Genomic DNA, 19,272 nt, shown 5'->3' on the forward strand with positions numbered 1-19,272 from the left:
TTCTCTCCAGGGTTCGTCGGAATTCGGGGGTGGGGTGGGGCGGCCGGGCGCGCGGCCCGGAGCCGGTCACGGCGTGCCGGGCCCGGCGGGGTGGTGCACCCACACGTTCGGTTCCGTGTAGGTGCCGTGCCCGTCCGCGGCGACCCGCAGCGGTACGAGGGCTCCGGGCAAGGGGTGCTCGCCCGGTCCGGGCAGCGGGTGCCCGAGGAACTCCGCCCAGCGGGAAATAGGCTGACGGATCACCAGGGAGGCTCGTGCGATGCCGAGTTGGCGGGCTCCCAACTCCAGGTGGGTGCGCAGCCAGGGGTCGAAGCAGCGCCCGTCGGGCCGCCGCCAGGCCGCGTACTCGTCGATCGGGATCAGCGGGTAGAGCGGCTTGCGGGTGGGCCTGACCGGGATGATCACCCCGCGCGGGGCGTGCCGGGCGGCTCGCCGCCGGACCTCGGTGAGCAGCCGTTCGGCGTGGCCGGCCGCCCGGTGCGCGGGGTCCACGGAGACCGACAGCATGCACACGGCGTCCGGGCGGTCCGGCGGGGCCCGGTCCACCCCCCGCACCAGGACCTCGTCGCTGCCGGACGGCAGCGACGAGGGCGTGCCGTCCCAGTGGACCGGTAGGCCGTTGGCGGCCGCGACCAGGCGCCCGCCATCGTCCACCAGGCACAGCTGGTGCGCGGCGTAGCGGTCGTACATGCCGTGCCAGCGCCAATTGCCGGGGGACTCCCAGCTCATGAACGCGGGCATGTTGCTGGCGATCAGGGCGTCGACCTCGGGCAGCAGCCACGGATCGCGGGACAGGTCGGTGAGCGTGAGGGCCACCGGCGCGTCAGCCCAGGAGCCGGGTGGCGGCCGTGGCCCGCATCTCGCGGGAGCGGCGCAGGTCCGTCGTCACGCAGACCCGCTTCAGCCAGCGGTCGGTGCCGTCGTAGCGGGCCTGGAACGGCAGCCGGCCGTGCACGGCCCGGTGGTTGTCGATGAAGAGCACGTCGCCCTGGTCCGCGACCACTTCCCGCATCCCGGCGTCGACCACCTTGAACAGTGCGTCGTACGCCCGCCGGGCCTCGGTGTCGTCCTCGGGTACGGAGGTGAAGTACGGGTCGAGGCGCATGTACGGGTCCAGCCGAGAGCCGTAGAGCAGCGGGCCGAGCGGCCGCTCGTCGATCATGCGCTGAATGGTGGTGAACCGGGCCGCCTCCTCCTCGGAGGCGATCGTGTTGTTCTTCGGCAGGTGCGACTCGTCGGGCGCGATGTAGAACCGCGGCTCGAAGAGGATGTCGATGTCCTCGGCCGACAGGGAGGACAGGTCCAGCTCACCGACCGTGGTGGGCACGTGGTCGGGGTTGCGCAGCGCGCCGAGGATCAGGTAGTCGCTGCGGTAGGGGTGGAAGGCGTCCTCGGTGTGCCAGGTCAGCAGCTCCTTGCTGCCCATGCCGAGCTGGTCGTTCTCGTGCTGGCGGATCGGGAAGATGTCGTGCACGAGGTGCCCGTCCTGCTGTGTGGCCCAGCCGAAGGGCTCGCCGAGCAGCGCCGAGTACAGCATCAGCAGCAGCTCTTCGGGGAACTCCGGACCGGGCCGTCCGCGGCCCCGCCAGTGGTCGGGGGTGGGGCCGATGCGCAGCTGGTCGAAATCGTGACCGCGGATCACGGCGTGGCCGTGGCGGTCGGCCAGCTTGAAGTCGCGCAGGAAGTGCTGCACGCCTTCGGGCAGCCGGGCCGCGAGCCGCGGTAGGTCGCGCAGCAGCACGGAGTCGCCGAAGGACGGGTAGGACGACGCCAGTTCGAGGCCGAGTTCCGCGATGGAGGATGCCTCGTCGGCGGTCAGGGTGTAGCCGGGTGTGGACTGGTCGGTGAGGTTCGACATGCCAACTCTCGCTGAGTGGTCGGGGGATGGTTGCTGCTCGCGGGCGGCCGGAGCCGGGCCGCGGGCCCTCGGGTGGTACGGCTGCGCGGGACGGGGAGAGATGCCCTCCCGCCGGACAGGTGTTGGTCAGGGGTGGGCGACCGCGCGGCCGGCGAGCGCGTCGGCGAGGAGCCGGGGCGTCGGGGCCGTGAAGAGCGCGCTCGCCCTCAGCCCGGCGGCGGCGGCGGGCTGGGACTCGCGCAGGCGCGCGAGCAGGCGCAGGGCGAGCAGGGACTGCCCGCCGTGGTCGAAGAAGTTGTCGTCGGGGCCGAGACCGGGGGCGTCCAGGACCTCGCGGAAGAGGGCCAGCACCCCGTTCAGCGGCTCCTGCGCGATCCCCGGGGCTTCCGCGGTCGACGCTGCCGCCGGCGTGCCGGAGGTGGCGGAAGCCGCGGCCGCCCACGTGGCCAACCGCCGCTTGTCGACCTTGCCGTGCGGGTTCTTCGGCAGGACGGACACCCGGTACAGCACCCGCGGCACCGCCCAGTCGGGCAGCTGTGCCTCCAGCGGGGCCACGAGGGCGTCCCGGTCGGCGCCCGTGAGCCGGACGGCCTCGCCGGGCAGCGGCGCCGCCGCCGGGTCGGCCGGCACGGTGAACGCCCACAGGACGGTGCCGGTCTCCGGGTCGGGGAAGACCACGGCCTGGCCGACGCAGCCGCCCTCGCACAGGGCGCGCTCCACACGGGCCGGCTCCAGCCGGTGACCGCGGATCTTGACCTGGTCGTCGACCCGGCCGAGGAAGACCAGTTGCCCGTCCGGGCCGATCCGGCCCAGGTCCCCCGTGCGGTACAAGCGGGCGCCGGGTCGGGCGGCGTACGGGTCGGGCACGAACCGGATGGCGGTGGCCTCCTCGTCGTCGAGGAAGCCGCGGGCCAGCAGCGGACCACCGATGTGGATCTCCCCGGTCCCGCCGTCCGGGACCGGGCGGCCGTTCTGCCGAATGCTGATCTCCACGTCCTGCAGGGCGGTGCCGAGCGGCACCTCCTCGGCGTCGGAGGGCAGCAGACCGGTGTAGAAGGTGGAGCTGACGGTGCATTCGGTCAGCCCGTAGACGTGGGCGAGGGCGGCGGGCTGGCGTGCCTGCCAGCGCCGGTAGGGGGCCGGGTCCATCCGCTCGCCGCCCACCACCACGGTGCGCAGCGTCTTCGGTGTGGCCGCGCCGTTCCCGTCCAGCCAGCGGGCGTACTCCAGCCAGTACTGGGTGGACAGTTCGACCACGGTGATCCGAGTCCGGGCCAGCGCGATGTGCAGCTCCTCGGCGTCCAGCGCCCGGGTGTCCTCGCGGCACACCACGGCCGCGCCCGCGGCGAACGCGGGGAACACCTCCTCGATCAGCACGTCGAAGCCCAGCGAGGCCACCTGGAGCCAGCGGTCGTGCGCGGTCAGTTCCAGCCGGCTCGCGACCGCCGCGGCGAAGCGGCGCAGCGCGTCCCGCTCGACCACCGTGCCCTTGGGCCGGCCGGTGGAGCCGGAGGTGAACAGTACGTACGCCACGTCGGATCCGCCGGCCCGGCGCACCGGGCGCTCGGGCTCTGTGGCCGCGTCATCGGCGGGGCCGTGCGGTACGTGGGCCCCTTCGGGCGCGTGCGCCCCGTCGCCCAGCCACACCGCGGCGGCGGTGCGGGCGACCAGTGCCGTGCGGGCGGCGGGTGGCAGCCGGTCGTCCAGGACGGTGAATCCGGCGCCCGCCTTGAGCGCGGCCAGCATGCCGAGCACCGTACGGGCGGGGTCGCGGAAGGCCAGGCCCACCAGCTCTCCCGGGCCCGCGCCGCGCTCCGCGAGGAAGCCGGCCCAGGCGTCGGTGAGCCGGTCCGCGTCCCGGTAGGTCAGTACCCGGTGCGGGGTCACGAGGGCGGGCCCGTCAGCGTGTTCGCGGACCGAGTGCTCCCACAGGTCGAGCACGTCGGGCTCGGTCACGGCGTTCACCGTCCGGCCCTCCGCGCCAGCAGGAATTCCGACAGCCCTGCGAGACCGGCCCGGAAGCCCTCCTCCGGGCCGCCGAAGCCGAGCCGGGCGCCGTGCGGCGCGCCGAAGGCGGTGCCGGGTACCAGCAGGGTGCGGTGGCGGGCCAGCAGTTCCAGACAGAACCGTTCCACCGCCTCCGGTCCGGCCTCGGTCTCCTCCAGCTCCCGGAAGACGGGCAGGGCGCACACGCCGCCCTCCGGCGGGGTCCAGCGGATCAGTTCCTCGTGCCCGGCCATCCACTCCGTCAGGTGCGCGAGGTTGCGCCGGGCCTCGGCCGCCCGGCGGCCGATGAGCTCGTCGGCGTGCCGCATGGCACGCTCGGCGACCAGCTCGACCAAGGGGGAGAGGAAGAGCGTGGTCCGGTCGCGCAGCGGGAAGGTGGCGGTGATCAGCGCCTTCGGCGCGACGGCCCAGCCCACCCGCAGACCGGGCAGGCCGAAGGTCTTGGAGAAGGTGCCGTAGGACACCGTGTCGCCGCCCTCCGCACCGGGGTCCGCCAGCACCTCCCAGCGGTGGGCGATCTCGGCGGTGGCGGCGTCCCACACGAGCACGGCGCCGGTGGCCGCGGTGCGCTCCGTCAGCGCCTTGAGGCCCTGCGGGGACAGCGTGACGCCGCTGGGGTTGTGCGGGAAGTTGACGATCACCGCGGCGGTGCCGGGGGTGACCAGGTCGTCCAGCACTTCCGGGTCGATCTCGCCGTCGCGCACGGCCCGCGCCGGCAGTTCGAGGACGTCGCAGCCGCCCGCCCGCGGGTAGTGGCCCAGGGAGTGATAGATGCCCTGCTGGACGACGACCCGGTCGCCCGGGTGCAGTAGGGCGCTCAGCGTCAGCGCGATGGCCTCGCTGGACCCGTGCGTGACGAGGACCCGGTCGGCGTCGCCGCCGGCATAGCGGTCGGCGATGGCCTGGCGGATGCCGGCGCCGCCCTGCGAGACGCTGTCGTCCATGACGATGTCGTCGAGGTCGGCGGCCGGGATGCGGCACAGGTCGCGTATCTCGGCGAAGGTGTACGGGTGGACGCCGCTGGAGCTGATGTCGTGGATGTCCGGGCCGAGGTGCCGGCGGTACCACTCCTCCAGCACCGGAGGGTCTTCACGCCGTGGACGGAGACTGCTCATGCTGTGCAACTGTCCCTTCTCTACCCCTGACGGGCTTCCCGCCACCAGCGCTGCCCGGAGAGCGGGAGCGTGTCGATGGGGTCGTAGTAGTGGTAGGAGCCGCTGTGGGCGTCCGGGTCCGCCGCTTCCAGCGGGGTGAGGTAGCTCTTGCTCCAGTGCGACACCCCGAGCTCGCGGTCGTACGAGTCGGCCTGGTCCACCCACCGCTTGCCGGCCATCGGTACGTCGCAGACGATCCGCGGGGTGGAGAACCCCGGCAGGTAGCCCAGGATCTGATGTTGGATCAGCTGGGCCCGGTGCAGCGGTACCCGCCAGTGCTCGGCGTTCGGGATCATGTCGCACATGTAGAAGTAGTAGGGAGTGATGCCTGCGTGGTCGATGAGCGCGAAGCAGAGGTCGAGCAGGTCGTGCGCGTTGTCGTTGATCCCGCGCATCAGTACGCCCTGGTTGCGTACGTCGTGCAGACCGGCGCCCAGGAGGGCCCAGGAGGCCCGGGCCACTGCGGGCGTCACTTGCTGCGCGGCGTTGGCGTGGGTGTGCAGCGCGACGCGCACGCCGCGCGAGCGGGCCTTGCGGGCGATGCGTTCGACGCCCTGGAGCACGGGCGCGGAGTTCCAGTGCTGGGGCAGTCCGATCAGCCCCTTGCTGGCGAGGCGGATGTCGCGGACCGACTCGATGTCCAACAGTCCGTCCACGAAGCGCTCCAGCCGCGGCCAGGGCATGTTGGCCAGGTCGCCGCCGGACACCACCACGTCCCGGATGCCGGGGGAGGAGCGCAGGTGCTCCAGGATCCGCTCGGCCCGGTCGACGGGCTTGAGTTGGAGCCTGTTCTTGGTGACCTGGGGGGTGGAGTTGCCCACCAGGTCCATGCGGGTGCAGTGTCCGCAGTACTGCGGGCAGGTCGAGAGCAACTCGGCCAGCACCTTGGTGGGGTAGCGGTGGGTCAGTCCCTCCACCACCCACATGTCCTGCTCGTGCAGCGAGTCCCGGCTGGCCATCGGGTGCGAGGGCCACTGCGGGTGCCGGTCGGAGAACACCGGCAGCATGTAGCGGCGTACCGGGTCGTCGTAGAAGGCCTTGGTCAGCTCACCCGGGCGGGCCGCCGCGGCCTCCGGGGCGATGGTGTTGACCATCTGCGGCGGTAGCAGCACCGACATGGTGGCGCGGTGCAGCCTGTCCCGTTCCCAGTCCTCGTAGAACGTCTCGTCGAGCAGGTCGCCGACGACCGCGCGCAGTCCCTTCGCGTCCTTGACGCAGTGGGCGCGCTGCCACTGCGGGTCCGCCCACTCCGCCTCGGTGACCTCGCGCCATCCGGGGAAGCGCCGCCAGTCCGGTTCCACGAGCCGACTGCTCCGGTACTCGTAGACGTCCTGGAGTGCTGCCGGTTCCGTCTGGCCGCGTGCTGTGTCCACCACCCGCCACCCATTCCCGTCGGTTTCGGCCGTATCGCCTGACAGCAACCGATCTTGCAGAGCCCCGGCGTTGTACACGAGGGGCGGTTGTACGGGGCACTCGGGCCGAGTGCCCCTGTACAAAAGACCGCCGAAGGCGGATGGTTGTGCGGGCAACGAACGGGCGGGCACCCGCGCGGCGCGGCGTTCCGGGGCGGGAAGGGGAACGTCCGGGAAACGCTTGCGAACGGACGATACGGCGGTCTCGATCCGAGGAGTCTCATTCGGACGAACCGCCCTCCGCGTGGCCGGAAGCGTCGATTGCAGATTGATGGATATGTCAGTGGCATGTACCAATGTCCGAGAGATCCGGTGTGATGGTTTCCCGCCGCGCCCGGCGCGTCGGACCGGTTCTCGTGTCGGATCCGTACGCCGTTGACCAGGTTGTACGGCACGGGAGAGCCGGCGCTTCACCCGGCACCGTCGAACATTCAGGGGAGAGGCATGCCCAGGCCAGAGCGGTTGTTAGACCCCACAGCCGGACCGCTGGAGGAGTTCGCCCACACCTTGCGCGCTCTGCGCAAGCAGGCCGGGAACCCCTCCTACCGGATCATGGCGCAACGAGCCCACTACTCCGTGGCCACCCTCGCCGAGGCGGCCCGCGGACTGCACAAGCCCTCCCTGAAGGTGACGCTCGCCTACGTGGCCGCCTGCGAGGGCGATCCGGAAGCGTGGACCCGCCGCTGGTACCGCCTCAGCGCGGTCCTGGAAGGACGCGATGTCCCCGTCCGGGGCCAGCCGGGGAACGGCCTGCCCCCCACCCGGCCGACGGCCGGCCGCCGCCCCGGAGCGGGCGCTTCCGCCGCCGCGGCCCGACGGACCGAGCCGGGCGCCGCGGCCCGCGCCGTCGCCCCGCCCGTCGCCGCCGCGCGCCGCCCCGCCCAGAGCGCGCTGACCGCCGACGAGCGGGCCGAACTGCGGCGGCTGCGCCGCGAGGTCGAGCAACTGCGGCACGCCAACGCGGTGCTGAAGGCGGCGTCCGCGATTTTCGCCGCGGATCTCCGCACAAACTCCCAGGTCGTGTACAACCCGTCGGACCGACAAGATCCGTTGGCGTGACCGGACGCCGAGCGCCCCACGGGCCCGAGGCGGATCCGGCGGATGCCGACCGACCCTTGGGGACTGATCATGCGTGTGCTCGGAGTCAACGGCTGGCCCGGCGCCAGCCACGACGGTGCCGCCTGCCTCGTCGTGGACGGCGAGGTCATCGCCCTCGCCGAGGAGGAACGCTTCACCCGCAACAAGCACGCCTACGGTGAAGCGCCCCTCCACGCGGCCGCCCACTGCCTCGCGGAGGGCGGTCTCACCCTGGACGACATCGACGTGGTCGCCCACGGCTGGGACCTGCCGACCCTGTTCGCGGATCGCGGGCTGGACTGGTTCGACAGCGAAGCGGCCGCCCTCGAACACCTCCTGCCCAAGGCGCTCTTCCCGCGGACCCGCGACCCGCGGCTGACCTTCGTCAACCACCACATCGCGCACGCCGCCAGCGCCTACCACCTCTCCGGCCGGGACCGCGGCGCGATCCTCGTCCTGGACGGCCAGGGAGAGAACGAGAGCACCACCCTCGCCGTCGGCATCGACGGCGAGATCAAGACACTGCGCGCGCACACCCCGGGCTGGTCGCTGGGCTACTTCTACGCCGCCGTCTGCGAGTACGCCGGCCTCGGCGCCGACGCCGCGGGCAAGATGATGGGCTTGGCCTCCTACGGCACCCCCGGCGACCTGGGCTTCGGCGGCGCCTTCGGCTTCACCGACGAGGACTTCACCATCGGCGTCGTCCCTCCAAACCTGCGCTCCACGGGCACCACGGACGAGGAGACCGCCACCATCCGGTACTGGATGGAGCACCTGGAGAAGACCCTCCCCGAGACCCCCAACCGCCGGGTGCGCCGCTTCGACCCCCGCACCGGCCGCTACGCCAGGGTCACCGACCGGGACCCCTTCGAGTACCGCGACATCGCCGCCACCGCCCAGGCCGCGCTGGAGCGCGCCGTCATGGGTCTGGTCCGCGGCCTGCTCCGGGAGACCGGCGAGACCACGCTGCTGATCGCCGGTGGCGTCGGCTTCAACGCCACCCTCAACGGCAAGATCATGCGGATGCCCGAGGTCCACGACCTGTTCGTGCAGCCCCTCGCCGGCGATCAGGGCGTGTCGCTCGGCGCCGCGGTCTGGGTCGCCGCCCAGGAGGGCGACCGCATCCGGCCCATGGACGGCTCGGTCGCCTGGGGCCCGCAGTGGTCCCCCGACGAGATCCGCCGGATCCTGGACGCCTCCGGAACCTCCTACACCGAGCCCGCCGACATCGCCGCCGCCACCGCCGACGTACTGGCCGCGGGCGGGGTCTCGGGCTGGTTCCAGGGCCGTGCCGAGGGCGGCCCGCGCGCCCTGGGACACCGCAGCCTGGTCGCCGTACCCGACCCGGAGTCCACCCGCGACCGGGTCAACGTACGCATCAAGGACCGCGAGGCCTGGCGGCCGTTCGCGCCGAGCATGCAGGAGGAGGCCGCCGAGGCCCTGATCGGCACCGCCACCCCCCTGCCCTACATGATCGTCACCACACCCGTCACCGAGGCCGGCGCCGCGGCCATGCCCGCCGTCGTCCACAGCGACCGCACCACCCGCCCGCAGACCGTCTCGGCCGCGGTCGACCCGCTCTACCACCGCCTCATCGGCGCGGTCGGCGGGCACACCGGGACCCCGGTCATCATGAACACCTCCTTCAACGGCCGTGACGAGCCGGTCGTGTGCAGCCCCCGCGACGCCCTCGCCACCTTCCACCGGCTGCCGCTGGACGCCCTCGCCCTCGGCCCGTTCCTGATACGCCGTCCCGCCGGATTCCCGGGGGAGGCCGGCGCGTGACCGCCCCGGTACGGCAGCAGGGCGCCCCCGGCGCCCCGGGCCCCGAGGTCACGGACCCCGACGCCCGGGCCGGGGCCACCGCCCCCGGAGGTCCGCCCGAGGAGGAGATCCGCGCCCTGCTCGCGGGCTGGCTCGCTGAAGCCGTACTCGACCCCGGTGCCGACCCCACCGGCCCACTGATCGACCTCGGCGTGGACTCCCTCGACCTGATCCGCACCGCCCGCCGCATCGAGGCGTCCTTCGGCGTACGGGTACAGCTGCGCGAGATGTTCGCCCCCGGGCTGACCACCGCCGGGCTCGCCGCGCTCGTCGCCGGGCGGGCCGCCCTGCGCGGCGGGGCCGAGGCCGCCCCGCCCGGCGCCGCCCACGGGCCCGTCGTCCTCACCCCCTCCCAGGAGCAGGCGTGGGAGGAGCAGACCGGCGAGCGCGGCCAGTGGAACCAGGCCCTGCTCTTCACCACCAAACCGGGGATCGACCCCGGCCTGTTCGCCGAGGCCGTCCGCCGGCTCGTCGCCGGCCACGCCTCGCTCCGGCTGGCCGTCGAGGACCGCCCGGCCCGTCGCCCCCGGCAGCAGACCGCCGCTCTGGACACCGACGGTCCGCCCGGCGCCGCCCTCGGAGCAGCGCTCGACACCGTCGACGTCTCTGAGCTGGCCGACGCCGACCTCTCGGCCGCGGTCGCCCTGCGCTGCGCCGTCGAACAGCGCTCCCTGGACCCGGGCCGGGGCCGCGTGGCCCGATTCGTCCGCTTCGACGCGGGACCCGCCCGGGCCGGCCGGTTGCTGATCGTCATCCACCAGATCGCGATCGACATGGTGTCCTGGTCCGTCCTGCTCGCCGACCTGGAGGAGGTGTACACCGCTCTCGAACAGGGCCGCCACGACGTGTGGCCCACCGAGGGCACCGCCTACCCGGAGTGGGCGCGGGCCCTCGCTGCCCACGCCCGCACCCCCGAGGCGGAGGAGCAGGCGCAGTGGTGGACCGAGGTGGCTCGCACCCCCGCCACCCTGCCCCCGGACCACCCCGTGGCCGACCCGCGGGCCGTGAACACCGCCGCCACCGCGGCCATCCACCGCGAGGAGTTCCCCGCCGAGCTCACCGCGCGCCTGCGGACGGCGGCCCGCGCCCACCGCGCCCACGCCGGCGACCTCGTCCTGCACGCCCTGGGCGAGATCCTGGCCGAACGGCTCGGCGAACCCGCGGTCCGCGTGGACGTGCTGCGCCACGGCCGCGAGGAGACCGTCGGGGACACCCATCTGGCCCGCACCACCGGCTGGTTCACCACCACCGTCCCCGTCCGCCTGGATCTGGCCGCCGCCACCCCGGCCGAACGCCTGGCCACGACCGTGAGCCACCTCGCCGCCCTCCCCGGCGGCGGCGTGGGCCACGGCGCGCTCGCCCGGCACGGCCGGCCGCGGATCGCCGCCGTGCTGCGTGCCGCACCGCCCAGCGACGTCTCCTACGACTTCGAGGGCGACGACGCCGACACCCTGCCCCTGGGCACCCTCCTGCCGGACGTGGCCCCGGAACCGGTCGGAGACATCACCGCCCCGCACTGGACCCGCCCCCATGCCGTCGAGGTCATCGCCACCACGGAGGACGGGGCCCTGCGCGTCGAATGGTGGTACTCCACGGCCCTGCACGAGGAGGCGACCGTACGCGCGCTCGCCGCCCGCCACCGCCATGCCCTCGTCACCCTCGTGGACGCCCTGGCCGCCCCCGGCGCGCCGGACGCCGAGGCCCCCACCCGCTGACCGCCGCACGGACGGACCGGAAGACACCTGCCATGACCTTGCCCAGCATGCTGGACCCCTTCTTCGCCATCGCCCGCTCGGACCCGGACCGGCCCGCCGTCGTCGACAACGGCGTGACCGTCGGATACGGCCAGCTGGCCCGCTGGGCAGGGGCGGTCGCGGACCTCGTGGCCGCCCGCGGCCCGGCGGCCGGCCGACCGGTGGTGGCCGTCCAGACGCACCACAGCGTCCGCGACATCGCGGCGGTCCTCGGCGTCCTGGCCGCCGGCCGGGGCTACGTCCCCCTCGCCGACGAGCCGGTCGAGCACACCGAGGCAGCCCTGCGCGCACTCGGCTGTCGGGAGCTGGTCGCCACCGCCGAGTCCGGCCGGCTGCCCGCCGTCGACCGCGTCCTGCGGCCCAACTGGGGCCGCTCCAAAGCGCCCCTGCCCGAGGCCGGCGAGTCGGTCCGGCCGCAGGACCCGGCCTACGTCCTGTTCACCTCCGGCTCCACCGGCGCCCCCAAGGCGGCCGTCGTCCCGCACGGCGCCCTCCACGCGGTCCTGCCGCACCTGGGCCGGCAGTACGGGGTCGGCCCCGGCACGGTGGCGCTCAACTTCCACCGGGCGGACGGCGACACCAGCCTGGAGGAGATCCTGCCGACCCTGCTGGCCGGCGGGCTCGTCATCCTCGACGAGGACAGTGAGGCCGACCTCGACCGGGTCCTGACCGACCACGAGGTCACCCTCGTCAACCTGCCCGTCGACTACTGGCACCTCTACACCGGCCATCTGCTCGACACCGGCCGCGCCCTGCCCGGCTCCGTCGAGACCGTCGTGATCGGCGGCGAGGCCGTCCGGCCGGACATGCTGGAGCGCTGGCGGCGGCTCGGCGCCGACCACGTCGTCCTGCTCAACACCTACGGGTCCACCGAAACCGCGCTGGTCACCCATAGCGCCGTGCTCGCCGGCCCGGGTGCGGCCGCGGCATTCCCGGACGGTGTACCGATCGGTCGACCGCTGCCTTCCGTCCGGCAGGCCGTGGTGTCCAGGCCCGACGTGCCGCACGGGCCCGGCGAACTCCTCGTGGCCGGACCCCAACTGGCCACCGGGTACGTCGACGACCCCGAGCGCACCGCCGCCCGGTTCGTCGAAACCGACCCCGGCAGCGGCACCGACCGGTGGTACCGCACCGGAGACCTCGTCACCGAGGACGCCGAGGGTTCGCTCGTCTTCCACGGACGCATCGACCACCAGGTCAAAATCCGCGGGCATCGCGTGGACCTGCTGGACGTCGAAGGAGCCGTGGGGCGGCTTCCCGGCGTCACCGCCGTCGCCGCCGTGGCGCACGCCAAGGGCGAGCACACGGTCCTGGTCGCCTTCGTGGTCCTCGCGCCCGAAGCGACCGGGACGACCGACGGGACGGGGGTGACCGGGGGTCCCGGGGCAGTCGGCGTACGGGGCGTGCCGCGGGAACCGGACCCGGTGGCCGGCGGACAGCGCGCCGACGACGACGCCGCGGCCCTGCGCGAGCAACTGCGGGCCGCCGTCCCCGGCCCCCTCGTGCCCGACCGGATCGTCGCCGTGCCCGCGCTGGTGCACACGCGTACCGGGAAGGTCGACCGTGCGGGCACGAGGGACCGGTATCTGTGACCAACCGACTCTTCGACGCCTCGGTCGCCCCTGCCGCCGTCCCCGAGGCGCAGGCCGGCGGCCCCTGGGCCTACCTGTGGTGGCTGGCACGGATCCGTCCCCGGCCGCTGGTCCTCGCCGCTGTGCTCGGCGCCCTCTGGATGGTCCCCCTGGCGCTGATCCCGCTGGTCCTCGGGCGGGCCATCGACGAAGCCGGGCGCAACACCGGTCAGACCGGGCTCTACCTGTGGTCGCTGCTCGCCCTCGGCCTCGGCCTCCTCCAGGCCCTCGCCGGCGCCGGCCTCATCCAGGCCGCCGTCGGCGCCGAGGCCCACGCCCTGTCGGTCACGCACCGGGTGCTGATGCGGCAGGTCGTGCGGCTCGGCGCCACCCTGCGCGGCAAGGCCCGCTCAGGGGACGTGGCCGCCTCCGCCACGGCCGACGTGGAGAGCATCGGCAACGCCTTCGAGGTCGTCGGCCGCACCGTCGGGGCGGTGGTCGCCGCCGTGGTGGTGGCCGTCGCCCTCACCCTCACCTCGCCGGTCCTCGGGCTGGCCGTGCTCATCGGTGTCCCCGCCGCCGTCCTTGGGATCGGCCCCCTGCTGAGGCCCCTCCAAGAACGCGACGAAGCCCAGCGCGAGCAGATGGGCATCGCCACCTCCCAGGCCGGCGACATCGTGGCCGGGCTGCGCATCCTGCGCGGCATCGGCGGAGAGGCCGGCTTCGCCGAGCGCTTCCGGCGCACCAGCCAGCAGGTGCGCCGGGCCGGTGAGTCGGCCGGCCGGATGGAGGCCTGGCTCCAGGCGGCCGGAGTCCTCCTGCCGGGACTGGTCACCGTCGGCATCGTCTGGCTCGGCGCCCGTCTCGCCCTGAACGGCACTATCACCGCCGGTGAACTCGTCGCGTTCTACGGCGCCTCCGCCTTCCTCACCCTGCCGGTCAGCACGGCCACCGAAGCCGCCGAGACCCTCAGCCTCGCCAAGGTCGCGGCCGGCCGGGTCTGCAACCTGCTGCGGCTGGCCCCCGAGACCGTCCGCCCCGCCCATCCCGTTGCCCTGCCGCCCGGGGCCCTCGCACTGGCCGATGCGGACACCGGCCTGACCGCCGCCGCCGGCCGCCTCACCGTGGTCACCGCTCCCGCCGACCGTACGGGCGAGCTCGCCGACCGCCTCAGCCGCCCCGGCGCCCGCGGCGGCCCCTCGGCCGTCCGGCTCGGCGGGGTAGCCCTGGACCGGGCGGATCCCGAGGAGCTGTCGGCCAGGCTGCTGCGCTCCGGTCCGGCCGACGTCCTCTTCAGCGGCACCGTACGGGAGGAACTGACGGCCGGGTCCGCCCGCTCGCGGGAGGCCCTGGACCGGGCCCTGTTCGCCGCCGACGCCGCCGACGTCGTCGCTGCCCTGCCCGGCGGTCCGGAGGCCTGGCTGGACGAGGGAGGCCGCGCCCTGTCGGGCGGCCAACGCCAGCGGTTGATCCTCGCCCGCGCCCTGTTCGCGGCACCCGACCTGCTGATTCTGGAGGACCCCACCGCCTCGGTCGACGCCCACACCGAGGCCCGCATCGTCGACCGGGTCGCCGCCCTGCGCTCGGGTCGGACCACCGTGGTCCTCACCGACAGCCCACTGTGGCGAGCCGCCGCCGACCACGTGGTCCGCCTCGACGCGGAGTCCGCCCCCGGCGGCACCGACCGCCCGGCAGGAGTGCCCTCATGACCACCACCCCCACCCGCCTGGAAGCCGCCCCGGACCCCGTCGCCGCACCGTCCGGCGGCGGCAGGCTCCCGCTCGCCGGCCGGGCCGAGGTCCGCGCCTGGACCCGCGTCTTCCTCCGCGGCGAGGGCTGCCGACTGGCCGCGACCTTCCTGCTGTTCGCCGTGGCTCTGGTGGCGAGTCTGATCGGCCCCCGACTGCTGGGACACCTGGTCGAGTCGGTCAAGGACGGCACCACCACCGGCCGCGTCGACATGCTCGCCCTCGCCTTCGTCGCCATCCTGGTCGGCCATGCCCTCCTCGCCCGCGCCGCCCGCACCCGGGCCACGCTGCTCGGCGAACGCGTCCTCGCCCGCACCCGTGAGAACTTCGTCCGCCGAGTGCTCGGGCTTCCGCTGTCCGAGGTGGAGGCGGTCGGCACCGGCGATCTGCTCAGCCGCGCCACCACCGACGCCGACCGCCTGAACGAGAGCATCCGGCAGGCCGTCCCGCGCATCGCGCTGGCCGCCGTCACCCTGCTCTTCACCTTCGCGGCGATCCTGCTGACCTCACCGCTGCTCGCCCTCGGTCTGCTGGCCGGCGTACCCTTCGCCGTCCTCTCCACGGGGTGGTACCGGCCGCGCGCCACCCGCGCGTACGAGCTCCTCCTCGCGCAGGAGGCCGACGTGCTGGCCGTCACCCACGAGACCACACGCGGCGCCGCCACCGTCGAGGCCCTCGGGCTCGGTCCGCGCCAGCTCCGGCGGCACGGCACGGCGGTCGACCGGGTGGTGCGCACCCGGCAGCGCACCACGTGGCTGCAGACCATCTGGTTCCCGAGCCTGGACCTGGCCACCATGGTCCCGATGGCGCTCACCCTGCTCATCGGCGGACTCGCCTACCAGCGGGGCGAGGTCGGGCTGGCGGAGCTGACCGCGGTCGTGCTCTACGTCCAGGCCCTCGGCGAGCCGCTGAACGACCTCCTCACCTGGACCGACGAACTCCAGATCGGCAACGCCGCGCTGCGCCGGATCCTCGGCGTCGAGCGGTTGCCCCGCGAGGTGCCGCAGCCGCCGGCCCCCACCGACGGCCATGCCATCAGCCTCGAAGAGGTCCGCTTCGGGTACGGACCGGGCCGCGAGGTCCTCACCGGCATCGACCTCGACATCGCCGCCGGTGAACGACTGGTGGTCGTCGGTGCCTCCGGCGCGGGCAAGTCCACTCTCGGCAAGCTGCTCGCGGGCGTACACCACGCCACCCGGGGGACCGTGCGGATCGGCGGCGCCGACATCACCAGCCTGCCGGTGGGCCAGCTGAGGCGGGAGATCGTGCTCGTCACCCAGGAACAGCACGTGTTCACCGGGACGGTGAAGGACAACCTGCTGCTGGCCGACGGCGCCGAGCACGGTACCGAGGGCGGCGCCGAGCACGGCACCGGGCCGAGTGCGGTGGACGCGCGGCTGTGGAAGGCGCTGGAGACCGTCCTCCTCGCGGACTGGGTGCGCTCCCTGCCCGACGGCCTGAACAGCGAGATCGGGCCGGGCGCGGCCCTGGTGTCCCCCTCGCAGGCTCAGCAACTTGCCCTCGCCCGGCTGCTGTTGTCCGACCCCTGCGCGCTGGTCCTCGACGAGGCCACCGCCCTGCTGGATTCCACGGCGTCGCGCCGGGTGGAACGCTCGCTCGCCGCGCTCATCGAGGGCCGTACGGTCATCTCGATCGTGCACCGCCTGGACACGGTACGCGACGCGGACCGCATCGCGGTCATGGACGGCGGACGCATCGTCGAGCTCGGCAGCCACGACGAACTGCTGGCGGCCGGCGGTGCCTATGCCGCCCTGTGGCACTCCTGGGACGCGGCCCGCCAGGCCTGAGCCGCCCGGGCGGAGCGCCACCCGCCGGCGCGCCACTGCACGGGCACACTGGCGCGCCCTGACCGAAATGCCGGGTGACGCGGCCGCGGAGCGGCTTCACCCACCGGTGGGAGGGGCGACACCGCAGCCTCGGGTTTGTGACGCGCCGGGGAGGGCGGTCCCTCGTGTGCGCACGTCTTGCTCACCGGCCGGGTGAAGCGGGCGTTTTCATCGTTTCCCAGGGCCCGGCCGGTGGTGTTGTGGGTGCGTGAGCATCCTGATCAGTTCCCCGATAGCTGCCCCGCCGGACTCGGACGAGACGGAGACCTCCGGCATAGAGCTCGGCTGTACTTCCGGTGGCGACGTCCTGAGGGTGCGGCTCACGGGTGAGGTCGACCACTTCACTGCCGCGCCCCTGCGGATCACGCTGGCGGCGGCCGCCGTCTACGGCTACCGGCATGTCGAGCTCGACACCACTGCCGTCACCTTCTGCGACTCCGCGCTGCTCAGCGCCCTCTCCGGCTGGTGCAGCCGCGGCCGCACGTTGTCCCACACGGCCACATCCGCGACCGTCCACCGGCTCTTGGCCCTGGACCGCGATCTGGCCTTGCGGAAAGCCCCCTGCGCGCGGGGAGCAACCGGACGATGACGTTCGTTGTGATGACGACCGTGCCCCTTCTCCTCGCGCTCTTCCTGACGCTCAGGGAACCGAGACATCCCGCGCGCCGCCATCGCGCGAGCGGCAGAGCAAGCTGAGGCGCTCCTGAACGGGTGGCCCGTGCCCGCACTCGACGGGCACGGGCCACCCGGACCAGCCCTTCCCCCGCACCGGCGGGCAACGGCCGCCTGTCGGCCGTCACGGCCGACAGGGGGCCCGGATTCCCCTGAGCGCGGTGCCGGCTGTGCGGGACGGTTACACCATGCCGGTGACGGTGACCTTCACCGTCACCGGTGTGGCCGCTGCCGCTTCGGCGGCCGCCGCCCGTACGGCCCTGGCCGTACGGGCCGCCTGCTGTGGTGCGCGGACGACCACATCGACCTGCAGCCCGGCAACCGACCCCTGGGAGTCGAAGGTGATGCGCACCGCGGCCCCCGGTGCTCCGGGGCCACGGGCGGCGGACGGTCGGGTGCCCGCTGTGTGCAGGAAGCTGCGCAGGCCGGGGCGCAGGCATGCGACGCCCGGGACGGCGAGGACGGCTTCGGCGACGATCAGGGCGAGGTCCTTGGCCCGTTCGCTCTTCATGGCCCGGCCTCCTGTGACGGGTCGGAGGGTTCGTGGAGGTCGGTGACGGTGACGTGCAGGTCCGCGACGGCCAGGCCGAGTCGGTCCCGGGCGGCGCGGGCGAGGCTCTCGCGTACCGCACGGGTGGTGGCCTGCAGGTCGAGCCCGTAGGCGGCGGTGATGCCGAGGCGGACGGAGACGGGACCGCGTGCCGGGCTGGTGCGGCTGCCGGGCGGGGTGATGCGGCAACTGGCGGCCCGTACTCCGGGCACCTCCTCGGCGGCGGTGCGCAGGGTGCGGGCGGCCACGGATTCGTAGATCCAGCTGTCCTCGTCCGCCTCGCCCAGCGGCAGGTTGCGTCCCGGGCGCAGCTCCATGCGGACCGCGTCCATGACCCGCCGCACCACGGTGGCGGTGTCGATGTCGGCGGACGGTGCGGTGGTCGGGGGAAGGGCGGCGCGCAGGTGTTCCAGGTCCGCGACGGCCTGCCGGCAGTAGGTGCAGTCGGCGTTGTGGGGGTCGGTCTCCGCCGTGCCGGCCTGCTCCCACACGGTCGCCAGGTCCCGCCCGCAGGCGAGGAGTTCGAGGTCTTCGTCCTCGAACGGGTCGTGGGAATCGGGGGTGTTCATCGCCATGCGGCCATCGCCTCCGTCAGCATGCGGCGGGCCCTGAAGACGCGTGCGCGGGCCGCTTCGGGCCGGATCCCCACCGTGTGGGCGATCGTCTCGTAGGGCTGGCCCTCGATCTCCCGCAGCACCCAGCAGACCTTCTGTTCCGCGGAGAGTGCACCCATGGCCTGGGCGAGGTCGCGTACGGCCGCGTGCGACTCGGCGGCGCGGGCGGGCGAGGACTGGTGTTCGGGTGCCGCGGGCTCGGTGATGGTGTCGAGGTCGGCGGCGTGTCTGCGGGCCCGCAGCAGGTTCAGGCACCGGTTGGTGACGATGCGGTGCAGCCAGGTGCCGAACCCGGCCTCGCCCCGGTACTCGGGCAGGCTGCGCCAGGCGCTGACGAAGGCGTCCTGGACGGCGTCCTCGGCTTCGGACCGACTGCCCATGAGGCGTTCGGCGAGCTGCAGCACGGCCGGGGAGTGACGGTGTACCAGCACCTCGAACGCCTCCTCGTCCCCTTCCGCTGCCCGGACGGCCAACAGCCGGTCACCCGCCTCGGCCTCATCGTCGTCCGGACCCCACCGAGCGTTCAACACGAGCTCCTTCCAGCCTCCACTGCTTTGACACCGCCTGCCCGGCTTTCGTTACGCCGCACCGATCCGCACTGCTGTTCACCCGTTCACGGCAAAAGGTCCCGTAACGAACGGCGGTCTCGCGGTGTCAAAGGAGTACGAACCGCAGACGCACCAGTCCAGGGAGAAGCGATGACCGCACCGCAGGAGAAGACTCTGGCCCGCCCGGAACACGCCAACGGCACGGTGCCCGGGGCGGGCCGGACCGAAGTGAGCGAACCCGCAGGTACCCGCGGCAGGACGTCGATCGCGGACACCGTGGTGGTCAAGATCGCTGGACGGGCGGCCCGGGAGATCCCCGGTGTCCACGACATGGGCGGCGGCCTGTCCCGGACGCTCGGCGCCGTACGCGACCGGGTGCCCGGCGGGCGGCCCAACGTCGGACGCGGGGTGAAGGTCGAGGTCGGTGAACGCCAGGCCGCCATCGACGTGGAGCTGGTGCTGGAGTACGGCGTCCCGGCCCCCGACGTGGCCCGCGATGTCCGGGAGAACGTGATTGCCGCGGTGGAGCGCATCACCGGACTGGAGGTGGTGGAGGTGAACATCGCGATCACCGACGTCCACCTGCCCGGCGATGACGGGGACGACACCGCCGAGGCGCGGGTGTCCTGACGCCCG

16 protein-coding genes are annotated in these 19,272 nt (G+C 73.7%); 8 read left to right on the forward strand and 8 right to left on the reverse strand.

Annotation, left to right across the window (positions count from 1 at the left end):
- Positions 1-66 precede the first annotated feature (66 nt).
- From R4Z63_RS29275 to R4Z63_RS29295, 5 genes are all read right to left on the reverse strand, one after another.
- Positions 67-816 (reverse strand): hypothetical protein, encoded by a 750-nt coding sequence (locus R4Z63_RS29275; protein WP_384445037.1) that lies wholly within the window; start codon positions 814-816, stop codon positions 67-69.
- Positions 817-823: 7 nt separating this feature from the next.
- The gene (vioC, locus tag R4Z63_RS29280) at positions 824-1,858 is read right to left on the reverse strand and encodes an arginine beta-hydroxylase, Fe(II)/alpha-ketoglutarate-dependent (RefSeq protein ID WP_384445035.1); all 1,035 of its coding nucleotides are present in this window, start codon (positions 1,856-1,858) and stop codon (positions 824-826) included.
- A 126-nt stretch (positions 1,859-1,984) separates the two neighbouring features.
- Entirely contained in the window at positions 1,985-3,814 is a 1,830-nt protein-coding gene (locus R4Z63_RS29285; protein WP_384445033.1) for an amino acid adenylation domain-containing protein, read from the reverse strand.
- A 5-nt stretch (positions 3,815-3,819) separates the two neighbouring features.
- A complete protein-coding gene (gene vioD, locus R4Z63_RS29290; RefSeq protein WP_384445031.1) occupies positions 3,820-4,980 on the reverse strand; it encodes a capreomycidine synthase in 1,161 nt (386 codons plus the stop codon).
- A 20-nt stretch (positions 4,981-5,000) separates the two neighbouring features.
- Positions 5,001-6,392, reverse strand: a complete 1,392-nt coding sequence (locus tag R4Z63_RS29295) for a KamA family radical SAM protein (RefSeq protein WP_384445029.1) — start codon at positions 6,390-6,392, stop codon at positions 5,001-5,003.
- Between the two features lie 483 nt (positions 6,393-6,875).
- Here R4Z63_RS29295 and R4Z63_RS29300 point away from each other — a divergent pair, with 483 nt between their 5' ends.
- The 7 genes from R4Z63_RS29300 to R4Z63_RS29330 all read left to right on the forward strand — a co-directional run bounded on the left by R4Z63_RS29300 (position 6,876) and on the right by R4Z63_RS29330 (position 16,841).
- On the forward strand, positions 6,876-7,490 hold the full coding sequence (locus tag R4Z63_RS29300; protein ID WP_384581438.1) for an XRE family transcriptional regulator: 615 nt from the start codon (positions 6,876-6,878) through the stop codon (positions 7,488-7,490).
- A 69-nt stretch (positions 7,491-7,559) separates the two neighbouring features.
- A complete protein-coding gene (locus tag R4Z63_RS29305) occupies positions 7,560-9,293 on the forward strand; it encodes a carbamoyltransferase family protein (protein ID WP_384448435.1) in 1,734 nt (577 codons plus the stop codon).
- Positions 9,290-11,047: a condensation domain-containing protein gene (locus R4Z63_RS29310; protein WP_384448438.1), complete on the forward strand. Its 1,758-nt coding sequence runs from the start codon at positions 9,290-9,292 to the stop codon at positions 11,045-11,047. The genes R4Z63_RS29305 and R4Z63_RS29310 overlap by 4 nt, the downstream gene beginning before the upstream one ends.
- Before the next feature lie 32 nt (positions 11,048-11,079).
- Positions 11,080-12,678, forward strand: coding sequence for an AMP-binding protein (locus tag R4Z63_RS29315; protein ID WP_384448441.1), 1,599 nt, complete (start codon positions 11,080-11,082; stop codon positions 12,676-12,678).
- Positions 12,675-14,366, forward strand: a complete 1,692-nt coding sequence (locus tag R4Z63_RS29320; RefSeq protein WP_037916683.1) for an ABC transporter transmembrane domain-containing protein — start codon at positions 12,675-12,677, stop codon at positions 14,364-14,366. The genes R4Z63_RS29315 and R4Z63_RS29320 overlap by 4 nt, the downstream gene beginning before the upstream one ends.
- A complete protein-coding gene (locus R4Z63_RS29325) occupies positions 14,363-16,213 on the forward strand; it encodes an ABC transporter ATP-binding protein (protein WP_384448444.1) in 1,851 nt (616 codons plus the stop codon). The genes R4Z63_RS29320 and R4Z63_RS29325 overlap by 4 nt, the downstream gene beginning before the upstream one ends.
- Before the next feature lie 247 nt (positions 16,214-16,460).
- Positions 16,461-16,841: an STAS domain-containing protein gene (locus tag R4Z63_RS29330; RefSeq protein WP_384448448.1), complete on the forward strand. Its 381-nt coding sequence runs from the start codon at positions 16,461-16,463 to the stop codon at positions 16,839-16,841.
- 264 nt (positions 16,842-17,105) lie between these two features.
- Here R4Z63_RS29330 and R4Z63_RS29335 read toward each other — a convergent pair whose 3' ends face one another.
- The 3 genes from R4Z63_RS29335 to R4Z63_RS29345 are packed head-to-tail and all read right to left on the reverse strand — an operon-like array spanning position 17,106 to position 18,615.
- Entirely contained in the window at positions 17,106-17,435 is a 330-nt protein-coding gene (locus R4Z63_RS29335) for a hypothetical protein (RefSeq protein WP_384448451.1), read from the reverse strand.
- Complete coding sequence (locus tag R4Z63_RS29340; RefSeq protein WP_384448454.1) at positions 17,432-18,049, reverse strand: Asp23/Gls24 family envelope stress response protein; 618 nt, start codon at positions 18,047-18,049, stop codon at positions 17,432-17,434. The genes R4Z63_RS29335 and R4Z63_RS29340 overlap by 4 nt, the downstream gene beginning before the upstream one ends.
- Positions 18,040-18,615 (reverse strand): RNA polymerase sigma factor, encoded by a 576-nt coding sequence (locus tag R4Z63_RS29345; protein ID WP_052030088.1) that lies wholly within the window; start codon positions 18,613-18,615, stop codon positions 18,040-18,042. The genes R4Z63_RS29340 and R4Z63_RS29345 overlap by 10 nt, the downstream gene beginning before the upstream one ends.
- 171 nt (positions 18,616-18,786) lie before the next feature.
- On the opposite strand from R4Z63_RS29345, the gene R4Z63_RS29350 reads away from it, so the two are divergent.
- Positions 18,787-19,266, forward strand: coding sequence for an Asp23/Gls24 family envelope stress response protein (locus R4Z63_RS29350; protein WP_037916693.1), 480 nt, complete (start codon positions 18,787-18,789; stop codon positions 19,264-19,266).
- Positions 19,267-19,272 lie beyond the last annotated feature (6 nt).

This window comes from Streptomyces sp. PL-29 (assembly GCF_058344425.1).

Excerpts from the sequence above, each read along its gene's own strand:
- vioD (WP_384445031.1), bottom strand. The coding sequence starts at position 4,980 with ATGAGCAGTCTCCGTCCACGGCGTGAAGACCCTCCGGTGCTGGAGGAG.
- R4Z63_RS29300 (WP_384581438.1), top strand. The coding sequence starts at position 6,876 with ATGCCCAGGCCAGAGCGGTTGTTAGACCCCACAGCCGGACCGCTGGAG.
- R4Z63_RS29340 (WP_384448454.1), bottom strand. The coding sequence starts at position 18,049 with ATGGCGATGAACACCCCCGATTCCCACGACCCGTTCGAGGACGAAGAC.
- R4Z63_RS29315 (WP_384448441.1), top strand. The coding sequence starts at position 11,080 with ATGACCTTGCCCAGCATGCTGGACCCCTTCTTCGCCATCGCCCGCTCG.
- vioC (WP_384445035.1), bottom strand. The coding sequence starts at position 1,858 with ATGTCGAACCTCACCGACCAGTCCACACCCGGCTACACCCTGACCGCC.
- R4Z63_RS29335 (WP_384448451.1), bottom strand. The coding sequence starts at position 17,435 with ATGAAGAGCGAACGGGCCAAGGACCTCGCCCTGATCGTCGCCGAAGCC.
- R4Z63_RS29350 (WP_037916693.1), top strand. The coding sequence starts at position 18,787 with ATGACCGCACCGCAGGAGAAGACTCTGGCCCGCCCGGAACACGCCAAC.
- R4Z63_RS29325 (WP_384448444.1), top strand. The coding sequence starts at position 14,363 with ATGACCACCACCCCCACCCGCCTGGAAGCCGCCCCGGACCCCGTCGCC.
- R4Z63_RS29305 (WP_384448435.1), top strand. The coding sequence starts at position 7,560 with ATGCGTGTGCTCGGAGTCAACGGCTGGCCCGGCGCCAGCCACGACGGT.